The organism is Phaeobacter sp. 11ANDIMAR09 (genome assembly GCF_001294455.1).
Classification (GTDB): Bacteria; Pseudomonadota; Alphaproteobacteria; order Rhodobacterales; family Rhodobacteraceae; genus Pseudophaeobacter.
In genome coordinates, this window is record NZ_LIKT01000012.1 from 15,683 (window position 1) to 28,739 (window position 13,057).

The 13,057-nt window shown below is 58.7% G+C and carries 14 protein-coding genes; 6 read left to right on the forward strand and 8 right to left on the reverse strand.

Annotation, left to right across the window (positions count from 1 at the left end):
* Nucleotides 1–9 precede the first annotated feature (9 nt).
* From AN476_RS11730 to AN476_RS11750, 5 genes are all read right to left on the reverse strand, one after another.
* Nucleotides 10–381 (reverse strand): GFA family protein, encoded by a 372-nt coding sequence (locus AN476_RS11730; protein ID WP_054461777.1) that lies wholly within the window; start codon nt 379–381, stop codon nt 10–12.
* The gene (locus AN476_RS11735) at nt 378–1,007 is read right to left on the reverse strand and encodes a LysE family translocator (RefSeq protein ID WP_054461778.1); all 630 of its coding nucleotides are present in this window, start codon (nt 1,005–1,007) and stop codon (nt 378–380) included. Before AN476_RS11735 ends, AN476_RS11730 begins: the two co-directional genes overlap by 4 nt.
* Nucleotides 1,008–1,010: 3 nt before the next feature.
* Nucleotides 1,011–1,580: a helix-turn-helix domain-containing protein gene (locus AN476_RS11740; protein WP_305728565.1), complete on the reverse strand. Its 570-nt coding sequence runs from the start codon at nt 1,578–1,580 to the stop codon at nt 1,011–1,013.
* Between the two features lie 222 nt (nt 1,581–1,802).
* Complete coding sequence (locus AN476_RS11745; protein ID WP_054461779.1) at nt 1,803–2,255, reverse strand: GAF domain-containing protein; 453 nt, start codon at nt 2,253–2,255, stop codon at nt 1,803–1,805.
* A 94-nt stretch (nt 2,256–2,349) separates the two neighbouring features.
* Nucleotides 2,350–3,522 carry an acetyl-CoA C-acyltransferase gene (locus tag AN476_RS11750; RefSeq protein WP_054461780.1) on the reverse strand — a complete coding sequence of 391 codons (1,173 nt, stop codon included), beginning with the start codon at nt 3,520–3,522 and terminating at the stop codon, nt 2,350–2,352.
* Nucleotides 3,523–3,621: 99 nt separating this feature from the next.
* Between AN476_RS11750 and AN476_RS11755 the strand changes: the two genes are divergently transcribed.
* The 3 genes from AN476_RS11755 to AN476_RS11765 all read left to right on the forward strand — a co-directional run bounded on the left by AN476_RS11755 (nt 3,622) and on the right by AN476_RS11765 (nt 6,340).
* Complete coding sequence (locus AN476_RS11755; protein ID WP_054461781.1) at nt 3,622–3,960, forward strand: STAS domain-containing protein; 339 nt, start codon at nt 3,622–3,624, stop codon at nt 3,958–3,960.
* Nucleotides 3,961–4,003: 43 nt separating this feature from the next.
* Nucleotides 4,004–4,441, forward strand: a complete 438-nt coding sequence (locus AN476_RS11760; protein ID WP_054461782.1) for an ATP-binding protein — start codon at nt 4,004–4,006, stop codon at nt 4,439–4,441.
* Between the two features lie 321 nt (nt 4,442–4,762).
* Nucleotides 4,763–6,340 carry a gamma-glutamyltransferase family protein gene (locus tag AN476_RS11765; protein ID WP_054461783.1) on the forward strand — a complete coding sequence of 526 codons (1,578 nt, stop codon included), beginning with the start codon at nt 4,763–4,765 and terminating at the stop codon, nt 6,338–6,340.
* A 189-nt stretch (nt 6,341–6,529) separates the two neighbouring features.
* On the opposite strand, the gene hspQ is transcribed toward AN476_RS11765, so the two are convergent.
* A complete protein-coding gene (gene hspQ / locus AN476_RS11770; RefSeq protein WP_054461784.1) occupies nt 6,530–6,856 on the reverse strand; it encodes a heat shock protein HspQ in 327 nt (108 codons plus the stop codon).
* An 85-nt stretch (nt 6,857–6,941) separates the two neighbouring features.
* On the opposite strand from hspQ, the gene AN476_RS11775 reads away from it, so the two are divergent.
* From AN476_RS11775 to AN476_RS11785, 3 genes are all read left to right on the forward strand, one after another.
* On the forward strand, nt 6,942–7,829 hold the full coding sequence (locus AN476_RS11775) for an AEC family transporter (protein ID WP_054461785.1): 888 nt from the start codon (nt 6,942–6,944) through the stop codon (nt 7,827–7,829).
* Nucleotides 7,830–7,888: 59 nt separating this feature from the next.
* The gene (locus AN476_RS11780; RefSeq protein ID WP_054461786.1) at nt 7,889–8,476 is read left to right on the forward strand and encodes a lytic transglycosylase; all 588 of its coding nucleotides are present in this window, start codon (nt 7,889–7,891) and stop codon (nt 8,474–8,476) included.
* A gap of 92 nt (nt 8,477–8,568) precedes the next feature.
* Complete coding sequence (locus AN476_RS11785; RefSeq protein WP_216598380.1) at nt 8,569–9,165, forward strand: GNAT family N-acetyltransferase; 597 nt, start codon at nt 8,569–8,571, stop codon at nt 9,163–9,165.
* Between the two features lie 85 nt (nt 9,166–9,250).
* Here AN476_RS11785 and AN476_RS11790 read toward each other — a convergent pair whose 3' ends face one another.
* Nucleotides 9,251–9,853 carry an outer membrane lipoprotein carrier protein LolA gene (locus AN476_RS11790; RefSeq protein ID WP_054461788.1) on the reverse strand — a complete coding sequence of 201 codons (603 nt, stop codon included), beginning with the start codon at nt 9,851–9,853 and terminating at the stop codon, nt 9,251–9,253.
* Nucleotides 9,854–9,933: 80 nt separating this feature from the next.
* Complete coding sequence (locus tag AN476_RS11795; RefSeq protein WP_054461789.1) at nt 9,934–13,005, reverse strand: DNA translocase FtsK 4TM domain-containing protein; 3,072 nt, start codon at nt 13,003–13,005, stop codon at nt 9,934–9,936.
* Nucleotides 13,006–13,057: the final 52 nt, after the last annotated feature.

A 13,057-nucleotide genomic window follows, 5' to 3' on the forward strand; every position in this document is an offset into this window, starting at 1 on the left:
TCCCTAGTCTTAGTCTTTTTGCAAAACGCCATCGGCGATCTCGTAGAAATCGCCTTTGTCGCGCACAAAAATATGTTTCTCGATGCTCAGCCCCGTGGGCGCTTCCACAGCGCCAAGGGCAAAGCTGGTGGTGTCCTCGTCATGGGCCTTCCAGAACAGGTAGGAGCCGCAGCGCGCACAAAAGCCGCGTTTGGCTGTGTCACTGGCCTCATACCAGCTGACCGGCCCAGTGATTGTCAGATCCGTGTCTTTGACGTAGGCCGAGGACCAGATGCCCCCCGATTGCTTGCGACATTGACCGCAATGGCACATCGAAGCCCCCTGCGGCGCGGCAGCGGTTTGAAATTGGATATTCCCACACAGACAGCTGCCTTTGATCATTCCACGCCCTCCAATTGCGGACCACTGCTGACGCCCAGCAGAACTCCATAGACAATGAAACACAGCGCCATCACGCGGCGAATCCAGGTATTGAACACCGCCGCTAGCGCCGCCCGCCCCATCAACACGCCGAGGAGGGTAAAGCCGGTGTAGCTGAGCGTAGTGATCACCAAGGCGGTCGGCATGATCACCCCCATCTGGCTCCAAATCGGCACATCGGGCTGCACAAATTGCGAAAAAGCAGCAAGGTATCCCGCCACGCTCTTGGGGTTGATCGTGGCCACCGCCAGAGCATGAAAATAGACATGGCGGGCCGGACGCTCAGCAGCAGGCGCGGGTCGCGTGGCATTGAGCCAGCCCCGCACTCCGAGATAGATCAGAAACCCGGCTCCGATCAGCTTGGCAATGAAGAACCCTGTCGGAGAGGCCGCAATCAGCGCCGTTACCCCCAGGGCCGACAGCAGCAAAAACAGACTCGCCTGTGTCAGAATCGCCAGAACCCCAAGCATCGCCTTGGCGAAGCCCAGAGACATCCCATTGGAGATACAATTCACCGCATTCGGCCCCGGCGTGGTCACAATAACCACCCAGAACAGCACGAATATGGTCCAGGCTTCAAAAGACATGGTTCAATACACCGGCGGCGCGATGACCCAGACCGCGACGGCCGGTTCATCATAGGGGTTCGCCCATTGGTAGGGCTGATGCTTGATGCGGAAACTGTCACCAGGCCCAACCGTAAAGGCCCTGTCGTCGATCATGAGATCCAGGTGCCCCGAAATCATATAGCCGACCTCCTGTGTCGGGCGATCCGCAGGTTTTTGCATTTTTGAACGGGGCTGAAAGGTGGAATGCACCATTTCAAAGTCGTCCGTTAGATCCGGCGACAAGAGCTCTTCGATCAACCCTTCTTCCCCCGACCCCATTGGGCGCCGCGATCCGGCCCGGACGATATAGCCATGCTCATCTGCCGGCACCCCGGAATGTGCAAAGAGCATCGACATCGGCACCCCCAGGCACTGGGCCAATTGCCGCAGGTCCGAAATCGACGGCTCCGACAGGTCCCGTTCTACCTGGCTCAGCCAGCCAACTGACTTGTCCAACATGCCAGCAACATCCGTCAAGGTCAGCCCCCGCGCCTTGCGCAGGGCCCGGATATCCGCTCCCAGGGTTGCCGGTTGTGGGGCCTGATTGGTCACGCCTGTCATCTCCATCCGCTAAGCTCACGTGAAATTTTAACCTACTTTTTCACGATGGGTCAGGATGGTGAAATTTTCAAGGTTTTTTTCACACAAAGAACCAACCGAGCTGCCACAAGCCCAACCCGCCCAGTCTGCGGTTGCTTTTCATCTTTCCAAAAATATTCTGGGGTGAGGCCAGGGGCCGAGGGGCAAAGCCCCTTCCTGACCTGGTCGACCTTACTAGCCGCCAAAGACCTGGTGCAAAATCGCAGTCAACTGATGCTGATCTTCAGGCGTAAAGGCATCCGGTTGATCACTGTCAATATCCAGAACCGCAATCAGCTGATCCGCCGGGCCCCAAACCGGAAGCACCAGTTCGGATCGGGTAGAAGAAGCGCAGGCGATATGATCGGGGAATGCCTCCACATCCGCCACCAATTGCGCCTGGCCTGTACGCGCAGCAGCGCCGCAAACACCGCGAGAAAAGGGAATTTTCAGACAGCCATGCCCCCCCTGGTAGGGGCCGATTTTCAGTAGCTCAGGCCCAACAACGCGATAAAAACCGGTCCAATCAAAACGAGCGTCACTGTGATGCAGCTCACAGACCACAGTGGCCATCAAAGCGACGATGTCGTCCTCCCCTTCAGTCAGGGCCAAAATTGTTTTGGAGAGGGTGTCGTAATCCACAGCCATGGTTCTGTCCTTTGAAACCGATAGAGGGGGCTTTCTGCCCCCTCTTGACCCTAGGGGTCAATTCACCCCTGAGGATATTTTTGGCCAAATGAAATCAGACCAATTCGATGGCGATGGCCGTGCCTTCGCCGCCGCCGATGCAGATCGCGGCGACACCGCGTTTCAGTCCACGCTTTTCCAGGGCATTGAGCAGGGTCACCATGATCCGGGCGCCAGAGGCTCCAATGGGATGGCCCAGCGCACAGGCGCCGCCGTTCACATTGACCTTGTCGCGGCTGATGCCCATCTCATGCATGAAGGCCATAGGCACCACGGCGAAGGCCTCATTCACTTCCCACAGATCGACATCTTCCACCTGCCAACCGATCTGATCCAGTAGCTTTTTTGCCGCCGGAACGGGGGCAGTGGTGAACCAACCTGGCGCCTGGGCATGGCTGGCATGGCCTAAGACACGGGCGCGCAGCGTCAGCCCCTGGGCCGCAGCAGCCTCTTCCGAGGCCAGAACCAGGGCCGCAGCCCCATCTGAAATGGAAGAAGCATTGGCCGCTGTTACTGTGCCCCCCTTGCGGAAGGCAGGTTTCAGTGTGGGGATTTTTTCGGGGCGGGCGCTGCCGGGCTGTTCATCCGCGGCATTGGTGGTTTCGCCCTTGCGTGTCTTGACAGTGACACTGGCAATTTCACCTTCAAAGGCGCCACTTTCCTGTGCTGCCAAAGCGTTGGACAGGGATTTCAGCGCATATTCATCCTGCGCCTCGCGGGTAAACTGATAGTGTTCCGCACAGTCCTCGGCAAAGGTGCCCATCAGGCGGCCCTTGTCGTAGGCGTCTTCCAGACCATCCAGGAACATATGGTCCATGACCTGGCCATGTCCGATCCGGGCGCCGCCGCGTTGGTTGGGCAGCAGATAGGGCGCATTGGTCATGCTTTCCATCCCGCCGGCAACAACCGTATCACTTTGCCCCAAAGCGATTTGATCGTAGGCGATCATCGCCGCCTTCATGCCTGAGCCGCACATCTTGTTCAGGGTGGTTGCCGGAACCTCTTCGCCTAAGCCCGCTGCAAAGCCTGCCTGGCGGGCTGGAGCCTGCCCCTGGCCTGCTGGCAGGACACAGCCCATCAGAACCTCATCCACTGTCTTGGCGCCGGCCCCCTCGAGCGCGGCCTTAATGGCAACGCCACCAAGTTCGGCAGCAGGCATGGCCCCAAAGGCGCCCTGAAATCCGCCCATCGGGGTGCGGGCTGCGCCGGCAATCACAACATTTTTCATCAGATATTCCTCCAATCGTCGCCAATAAACATACCGAATGCTAAGGTTTAAGGTCTAGACTGGTATAAATACGTTGAGACAACTTCCCGGGGGATCATTATGAGCCTGACAAGTACAGAAGCTGATGGTGCACAGATTGTAACCGTAAATGCGGACCGCATTGATGCAGCCATGGCTATTCAATTCAAAGAAGATATGCGCTCTGAGACCGAAAGCGGTCCCGCACGCGTCATTCTGGATCTGTCACTGGTTCAATTCATCGACTCCAGTGGTCTTGGGGCCATTGTCGCGGCCATGAAGCAATTGGGGAGGGATCGTCGCCTGGATCTGGCCGGTCCCACGCCGATGGTTGAAAAAGTGTTCCGCCTGACCCGCATGGATACAATTTTCACCCTTTATGACTCTCTCAATGACGCCGTGAGTGCAAACAAGACCTGAGTTCTGTCCAGCGTACCGCAAGAAGGCGGGAAGTGAGAAGTGAATGACTGAGACTTTTGCCTGTTCGTTCAAAGCAACAGAACAAAGCGCCAGATCCTGTATCACAGCGGTCATGGAAGGGTTGCGCGACATTGAACTGCCTGTCGACCGGGCTGGTGATGTGCAAATAGCCCTGGCAGAAGCGGTGAACAATATCGTCGAGCATGCCTATGCTGACAGAACAGATGGCGAGATATCGATTCGTTGCAATCTGTCACCAAACATTCTGCAAATTAGCATTAGCGATACCGGCCCACCGCTGCCCAAGGGCGAGTTGCCTGCCGGCTTGCCCGCAGATATCAGTGGCCCCTTGGAAACCCTGCCGGAAGGGGGATTTGGCTGGCATCTCATCCGCGAACTAACCTGCCGTCTGCAATACGAAAGACAGGCTGACAGCAACCTTCTCTCGCTGTTCTTTGAGATGCCTGGCACACAAAGCTGACGCAATGCCCCAGGATCATGTGTCGATCCAAGCGGCTGCTCCCAACCATCCCCAGCAAAGTTGGCGCCGCAATAGCGCCACATTTCCAACGCACTTTTTCCTTGAGCTTCTAGTATTCCTTAACGCGTAGCTGAGATAGCTTCTCCTGGCGTCGGACATCTAAGCCCCCACCGATCGTGCGACGCCAGGGACACTGCACTCTTCCGTATACCCTTTGTTCTGCGCAAGCTTTCCTGGGCCGCCCCCAAGCAAAGCCAGAAAATCTTATTGTCATTTCAACCAGGGTCACTACCGTGCCGGGCAACCCAACAGGAGTGAACAATGCGCGACTTTCAATCCCCCGGGCGTTCAGCCGTCTTTGCACAGAATGGGCTTTGCGCGACCTCTCACCCGCTGGCTGCAGGGGCAGCAATTGACGTGTTGAAACGGGGGGGGAACGCCATGGATGCCGCGATTGCCGGGGCGGTTCTTCTTGGTATTTGCGAGCCTCAGATGACCGGGATTGGGGGCGATTGCTTTGTGCTTTTCTCGCGCGGTGGCAGCCCTGACATCCAGGCCGTGAATGGATCCGGGCGGGCGCCGGCAGGGAGCAGCGCGCAGGCCCTGCGCGATCAAGGGCTCACCGCCGTGCCCCTGGGCAGCGCCGATGCCGTCACCATTCCCACTGCGATTGAAACCTTCTGCCATCTGGCCGAAACCGAGGGCAAACTGGGGCTGGATGCCCTGCTGGCCCCCGCCATCCATTATGCCGAAACCGGGGTTCCGGTTGCGCCGCGTGTGGCCTTTGACTGGGCCAAGGACGCGGGCACTCTGCAGGGCACAGCGCGTGGCGCTTACCTCTTTGACGGCAAGCCCCCGGAGGTTGGCCAGATCTTTCGCGCTCCCGGTCAAGCCGAAGTGCTGCGTCGCATTTCCCGGGATGGCCGCGACGCCTTTTACACCGGCGAGATCGCCGAAGACATGGTCGCCACCCTGCAGGCAGCTGGTGGCACCCATCAGGTCGAGGATTTTGCCGCGGCGGTTTGCGATCGGGTGGCCCCCATTGCCGCTCCCTACAAGGGGCTTGATCTGGTTGAGCATCCACCAAATGGCCAGGGCGCAACCGCGCTTTTGATGCTCAACATCCTGTCCCATTTTGATATTGCCGCGATGGATCCGCTGGGCAGTCAGCGCGCCCATATCGAGGCCGAGGCCGCGAAGCTGGCCTATGATGCCCGCAACCGCTTCCTCGCCGACCCCGCGCATATGCAACGGCTAGATCATATGCTGGCCCCCGAAACAGCCAGCCGCCTTGCCGCCCTGATTGATCCCAAACGCGCCATGGCTGCTGCCGCCCCTCTGACAGAGGCGGTGCATAAGGACACAATTTACATCACCGTGGTGGACAAGGATCAGATGGCTGTCTCGCTGATCTATTCGATCTTCCATGGCTTTGGCTCCGGCCTCGCCTCCGAGAAATTCGGCATCCTGCTGCAAAACCGTGGTGCTGGTTTCACCCTGCAACAGGGCCATCCAAACGAGCTCGCCGGTGGCAAACGCCCCATGCATACCATCATTCCCGGTATGCTGCGCCAAGAGGGGCGCGTCCTGATGCCCTTTGGTGTCATGGGCGGCGCCTATCAGCCCAATGGCCATGCCCGCTTTGTCTCCAACCTGCAGGATTTTGGCATGGAGCCGCAGGCCGCGATCGACAGCCCACGCTGCTTTTCAGATGCAGGAATTCTCAACGTTGAAAGCGGGTATAGCGATCAGGTGCGCCAGGAGTTGAGCGATCTCGGCCATCAGGTTCAGATCCCAACAACAGCCATTGGCGGCGCTCAGGCCATTAAGATCCATTCTGACGGGCTGCTCGAAGGAGGAAGCGATCCACGCAAGGATGGCTGCGCCCTCGGCTATTAGACTCGCCAAAGGGACAGCCCCTATCTCTTTTGCGCAACCGCGCCGGGCCAAAGGTCCGGCGCCGGGCCCAACGCCTGTCAGGCTGGCGCAGCCAGGTCTGAAACAGTGGGCGGGAGCCCCACCCTGATAGAGCCACAACAGATGAGGTCGGGAAAGGGACGCTAGAACCTGCGCCCGGTTTTAGACAGATCAGTTCAGCTGATACTGCAGGGCATAGGCCGCGCCATCAAACTGGTCAAACATCTCTGGCAGATCCGGATGGCTGATCGGTTCCCCGGAATAATCCGCAACCAGATTCTGCTCGGACACATAGGCCACGTAATAGGTCTGATCATTTTCAGCCAATAGATGATAAAACGGCTGGTTTTTCACCGGACGGCTGTCTTCGGGAATGGATTCATACCATTCCTCGGTGTTTGCGAATTTGGGATCCACGTCAAAAACAACGCCGCGGAACGGGTGTTTCCTGTGACGGACGACCTGGCCCAGATTGTATTTCGCGCGTGTTCTTAGCATTGGCAGACTGTCTCCGTGACTTGTTCCTAGCGCAAAACGCTGGCAGATGTCCAACTCTTGAGGCAAAATTTAAAGGAAACAGTCTGTGAACCTGGCTTTGACAGTGCTCGAGATCACTGCCCCGGTTTTCCTGCTCGCAGGGGTTGGTTTTGCTTGGGTGAAACTAGGATTTGAATACCGCATCCAGTTTGTCACCCGCCTGGCGATGACCCTGGCAGTCCCGGCGCTGATCTTCACCGCCTTGATGAAAACCGAGCTGGACAAGAGCGCGCTTGGGGTCTTTGTCATCGCGGCCATTCTGGGCCATTTGCTGCTCGCCCTGGTCGGCGCCCTGCTGATCAAGACAGGCCGTTTGAACCGGCAAACCTATCTGGCACCGTTCATTTTTGGCAATACCGGCAACCTCGGCATCCCCCTCGCGCTTTTTGCCTTTGGCGAGGCTGGCCTGAGCTACGCCGTTGTTATGCTTTCGGTTTCCGCCGTCTTATCCTTCACTCTCGGCCTGTCTTTGGTGGCGGGCAAGGGCGGCGCTGGCAAGGCGCTGCGGGAACCGATGGTCTGGGCGACTTTGCTTGGCGCGCTGTTACTCTGGCAGGACTGGCAAACACCAAAGTTTCTGACCAATGCGCTGGATCTGATCGGCCAGATGGCGATCCCGATGATGCTGATCACCCTCGGCGTTGCCATCGCCCGGCTGACACCGGGAAAGACTGGCCTTGCCATCCTGCTCTCTCTGGCCAAACTCTGTGCCAGTGTCTCCATCGGCTGGGGGCTGGGACTAGCCTTTGGCCTGGATGAGATCGCCTTTGGCGTCTTGGTGCTGCAACTGGCCACACCTGTCGCTGTCACCTCCTATCTCTTGGCCGAAAAGTTCGGCGCAAAGGCAGAAGCAGTCGCGGGGCTTGTGGTGGTCTCGACCCTGATCTCCGTCGCCGCCCTGCCGCTGCTGCTGTCACTCTTGATTGATTTGTGATTTTCTCTTTTGTCAAAATTCGCTAGACTGGCAAAAAAATATAAACATAGGCAGAGGCAATGAGCAGAATCATCGTCGCACTCGCCCTTCTTCTGGTCGTCGCATCCTGCGGTGGTGGCCCCAATACGCCACCACGCAACCTGGACAATGCGTGTAGTATCATCAAGGAGCGGCCCCAATACCTGAAGGCCTTCCGCGCTACCGAGCGCCGCTGGGGCGTGCCCATCCATGTGCAGATGGCCACCATCCATCAGGAAAGCAAATTCCGCGGCAATGCCCGCACCCCGCATAAATACCTGCTGGGGGTGATCCCTATGGGGCGGCAATCCAGCGCCTATGGCTATGGCCAGGCTCTGGATGGCACCTGGGAGGATTACAAACGCGACACCGGACGGCGCCGCGCCAAACGCGACCGGATCGAGGATGCCACCGATTTCATGGGCTGGTATATGAACAAAAGCCTCGAGAAGAACGGCATCCAATTGTATGACGCGCGCAACCAGTATCTGGCCTATCACGATGGCCACACCGGCTATGCCCGCGGCACCTACAAAGCCAAAACTTGGCTGCTGCGCGTTGCCAGCAAGGTCGAGGCCCGCTCGCAGATGTACCAGGCCCAGCTCGCCACCTGCCGCCGTGCGCGGTAGCCGCCTGAGCAGGAATCCAGTACAAGACCCAGGCCATCGCCCTCACGCCATGGCTGCTTTGCGCTTATTTACTACTACCCTGAATTGCATGAATGTCTGGTTTGCAAAGAATTTCTAGTGAGACATTTTTGATGAGATTGCTCAAACCAAGCATCCGCGAGATTTCCGCCTATGTATCAGCTCTGCAAATGGGCTGGTCCCCGGACAACCTGCGATCCGAGGCAGCACAGGAACAGATCACCAGCATAGAAACCGACGCTGAATCATTTGTTTCAAATCTTGATGATCCAACCGCAAAGGCCGGACCCATTACTCTGCCGGATGGCTCACAGGTACCGCGACTGCCGAGTATACGCCGCTGGATATGGCAGGATGAGTTTTGCGGCCACATAGGGTTGCGTTGGAAGCCAGGAACAGAGGAGCTGCCGCCGACCTGCTCTGGTCACATCGGATACGCTGTGGTGCCATGGAGACAAAAGGAAGGGCTGGCGACTGCCGCGCTAGTTGCAATTCTGCCAGAGGCAAGAGCGGTTGGTTTGCAGCACGTTCAGATCACCACCAGCCCCGATAATCCTGCCTCGGTGCGGGTCATCGAAAAGGCAGGTGGCACGTTGATAAGATCCTATACCGCCGACAAAGCGCTTGGTGGGCGTGAGACATTGGAGTTCAGAATTTTGCTCGCGTCCTAGCCGCGGTCGCTGTTGGTCGGCATCCCTTTGCCATCAAAAGGCGGGAGATCCACTGCGGGGCACCCGGCCTCGCCCGCGTTGCCAGCTATGGTGAATTGCCGCCACCGCCTGCGCTGAACAGGGTCGAGGGCAGGCGCATGCCGGTCTCCAGCGCCCCAAGGATAACCGTGGTCTTGCCCCCAGCGCCGTCGTGCACCACCCATTTGCGCAGCTCCACTGGCTCGCCCGTGAACATCAGCTCAAGGCTGCCGTAATCGGGATTTTCAGGATCCTGGGCTCGCACCACGGTCGAGGTGCCGTCAAAACCGTGGCCCACCACCATATTGGCGCGCCCCAGATCCACCTGTTTGGCCAGGATGATCGACAGCGGCGTGCGCTTCAGCGGGAAGGTCTCGGGCGGTTGATTCGATTTGGGGTCGTGAATGCGCACGGCCCCGGCACCGGCCACCACGGTGCCACCGCCTGTGCCCTCATATTCAAACCGCATCCGGCCCGGACGATGCAGGTAAAGCTTGCCAGTGGTCAGGGTGCCATCATCGTTGATCTGAGTGAAACTTGCCGTCGCGGTCTTCATCCCGTTCAGGTAGCCAGAGATTTCGTTCAGGCTCAGCTTCTCCCCGGCCCAGGCGGCAGAGGAGAAAACAACGGCGCAACAGCTCAGCGCGATAGCAGACAGAATTTGTTTCATAAGATCTAGATAAGCCTTGCCGTAGAAATGAAAAGAGGCCGGATCATTTCTGACCCGGCCCCCGCGATTTCTTGCGCAAGCTATTGCTGCTCAGGCACCAGGATTTCCCGTTTGCCCACATGGTTGGCCGGCGAAACCAGGCCTTCGTCCTCCATCTGCTCAACAAGGCGGGCGGCCTTGTTGTAGCCAATGGCCAGTTTACGCTGGATATAGGAGGTGGAGCATTTACGATCCTTGATCACGATCTGCACTGCGGAATCATAGAGCGCATCCTCCCCATTGGTGTTGCCACCCGTATTCAGCCCCAGAACCGCGTCGATATTATCGGCCTTTTCGTCATCCGGGCCATCCACAACGCCGCTCATATAGCTGGGTGGACCAAACTGCTTGAGATGGTTGACGACTTCTTCGACCTCTTCATCCGACACGAAGGGCCCGTGGCAACGGGTGATCTTGGCACCGCCCGCCATATAAAGCATGTCGCCCATCCCGAGGAGCTGCTCAGCGCCCATTTCGCCCAGGATGGTGCGGCTGTCGATCTTGGAGGTCACCTGGAAGGAAATCCGGGTCGGGAAGTTGGCTTTGATGGTGCCGGTGATCACATCCACCGAGGGGCGCTGGGTGGCCATGATCAGGTGAATACCAGAGGCCCGCGCCATCTGTGCCAGACGCTGGATACAGGCCTCGATCTCTTTGCCTGCCACCATCATCAGATCGGCCATCTCATCAACGATGACAACGATATACGGCAGCGCCTCAGGGGCGAATTCATCCGTCTCGAACACCGGCTCTCCAGTGTCATCATCAAAGCCGGTCTGCACCGTGCGGCTGAACATCTCGCCCTTCGCCAGGGCTTCTTTGACCCGGCCATTGTATCCTGCGATGTTGCGCACACCCATCTTGGACATCTTGCGGTAGCGATCTTCCATTTCGCCCACCACCCACTTCAGGGCTACAACCGCCTTTTTGGGGTCGGTCACAACCGGCGACAACAGATGCGGAATACCGTCATAGACGGACAGCTCCAGCATCTTGGGGTCGATCATAATCAGGCGGCACTCTTCGGGCGACAGCTTGTAAAGCAGCGACAGGATCATGGTGTTGATCGCCACCGATTTACCCGATCCCGTGGTCCCGGCAATCAGCAAATGCGGCATCTTGGCCAGATCGGCTACCATAGAGGAGCCGCCAATGTCCTTGCCCAGCGCCAGGGGCAAGTTCTGCGTGCCATCACCATAGTCGCGGCTGGACAGGATCTCTCGGAAATTCACCATCTCACGTTTTTCATTGGGCAGCTCAATACCAATGACCGTCCGGCCTGGCACGGTAGAGACCCGCGCCGACAGCGCCGACATCGAGCGCGCAATATCATCGGAAAGACCGATCACCCGGCTGGCCTTGAGGCCGGGCGCAGGTTCCAGCTCATACATGGTGACAACGGGACCGGGACGGACCGAGACGATCTCGCCTTTGACGCCATAGTCATCCAGCACCACTTCCAGCATCCGGGCGTTTTCTTCCAGGGCTTCATCGCTCAGGTGGTGGCGCTCAACCCCGTTTGGATGGCTGAGCAACGACAGCGGCGGCAGCTCAAAATCAGCGGCATTTTCTTCAAAAGCCAGGACAGGCTGGGCCTCGGCCTTGGCCCGCGTAGAGGGTTGCACCGGTTTGCGTTGAGGCTGCTCGACAACCGCCTTGCGCGGTGTCGCAACGGGCAGTTCAAACGCCCCTGGCTCCGGAACCTGTTGCGCGGCTGCGGGCTTTGGCGCGGCGCCAAATTCACGGTTGATCACCCGACCTGCAGGCAAGGCTTCCGAGGCGACCCGGTCCGGGGCCAATTCAGGCGCCAGTTCCGAGGCCATCTCCGAACCAAGTTCAGCGGCGGGCTCTGGAGCTGGGCTGTTCGACACAGGTGCCGCGTCCTGTGTGAGCACGGGCTGCAAATCGGGGGCCGATGGTACAAAGCCAGGCACAGAGGCGGCGGTTTGCGGCGCGGCCGGAATGGTGCTGCTGGCGGTCAGTGGTGGCTCTGGCGGCAAATCGCCTGCGGCCACGTTGGGATTAAACAGCAATGGCTCTGCCCGCTTGCCACGCCCCTTGGTCAGTGGCAAATCCGGGTCGTGGTCCGGGGCCAGGCCAGCGGCCCGACGGATACGGACTGCGCTGGCGATCTTTTCTGAAATACGCGCGTCGCCTGACAGCACTGTTTCCCCGGCCTGGGCCGTTTCTACCAGTTCTGGTTCAGGCATCTGTTCGGGGATCTCGACAGGGTCTGACCGGCGCATCAGGCCGGGCACACGCGAAAACAACCCAGCTTTTTCGGGCTTTTCGCCCGGATAATCATCTTCGCCAGCGACGAGCTCTTCGCTCTCCTCTTGTGGATAGCTTTCGAACATCTGCGCGCCATCATCATCGGCCATCCAGGCGTCTTCTTCGGCTTGCAATCTGGCAGCGCGGCGCTGGTCACGCAGGGTCAATGCAGCCCGAAAGCCGCTGGTTGCCCCGCGCCCCAGCAGGCTGGCAATACCGCCATAGATCAACACAAATCCCAGCGTCAGATAACGGCCAGCCCGAGCAATCTCGGCCCGGCTGAAGCCAGCAACAAAAACACCCAAAGCCAGCATTCCAACCGCCATCAACAGCGACATCAGCTTGACCGCAAAATGGGAGCTCACCGGCAACAGCGTCAGCAAGGCGCCCATGACAGTATCGCCAAACAGTCCACCCAGACCAAAACTATGGGTTATCTTCCATGCGGCACCGGGCACCAGTGTCGCGGCATAGACCGAGGCCACGGCCAGCAGAACCGGCGCAAAGATGATGCGGCCCAGAACCCGATCTTCTCCACTGTGAAGCAGGAACCGCAGTCCCCAGGCCAGGGGCATCAACGCGAGGCTCCAGGCAGCCCAGCCCACTATCATGAACAAAGGCGCCGCGATCGACGCACCGGGGCGGCCCAGCCAGTTCTGTACCGCAGCATCGGTAGAGACCATCCAATTGGGGTCATCCGGCGTATAAGAGCCGACCATTGCTGCCACAAGAAGACCAAGCCCGATCAGGAAGATCCCAATCAGCTCCTTGCCGCGCTTTTCGATCGCCGCCTGCATCGAACTGTCAAGCAGGGGATCCCTGCTGCGGGTTTGAAATGCCATGCCTACCTCGGTTCATTGTTGCCGATGTGTCCTGTTTTACCACAGGATCGGA